Genomic DNA, 692 nt, shown 5'->3' with positions numbered 1-692 from the left:
AATATCTTTAGGTAAGGAGGTGATCCAACCGCAGGTTCCCCTACGGTTACCTTGTTACGACTTCACCCCAGTCATGAATCACAAAGTGGTAAGCGCCCTCCCGAAGGTTAAGCTACCTACTTCTTTTGCAACCCACTCCCATGGTGTGACGGGCGGTGTGTACAAGGCCCGGGAACGTATTCACCGTAGCATTCTGATCTACGATTACTAGCGATTCCGACTTCATGGAGTCGAGTTGCAGACTCCAATCCGGACTACGACATACTTTATGAGGTCCGCTTGCTCTCGCGAGGTCGCTTCTCTTTGTATATGCCATTGTAGCACGTGTGTAGCCCTACTCGTAAGGGCCATGATGACTTGACGTCATCCCCACCTTCCTCCAGTTTATCACTGGCAGTCTCCTTTGAGTTCCCGGCCGAACCGCTGGCAACAAAGGATAAGGGTTGCGCTCGTTGCGGGACTTAACCCAACATTTCACAACACGAGCTGACGACAGCCATGCAGCACCTGTCTCAGAGTTCCCGAAGGCACCAATCCATCTCTGGAAAGTTCTCTGGATGTCAAGAGTAGGTAAGGTTCTTCGCGTTGCATCGAATTAAACCACATGCTCCACCGCTTGTGCGGGCCCCCGTCAATTCATTTGAGTTTTAACCTTGCGGCCGTACCCCCCAGGCGGTCGATTTAACGCGTTA

At 51.9% G+C, this 692-nt stretch carries 1 rRNA gene; it reads right to left on the bottom strand.

What is annotated here, in order from left to right:
• Positions 1–12 precede the first annotated feature (12 nt).
• Positions 13–692 (bottom strand): 16S ribosomal RNA (locus HMPREF3138_RS11520); the annotation flags it as partial.

Origin of the sequence: Serratia sp. HMSC15F11, assembly GCF_001808215.1 — a bacterium.
GTDB lineage: Bacteria > Pseudomonadota > Gammaproteobacteria > Enterobacterales > Enterobacteriaceae > Serratia > Serratia nevei.
Note: the sequence above shows the minus strand (reverse complement) of the source record. Positions and strands in the feature narration are given on the sequence as shown.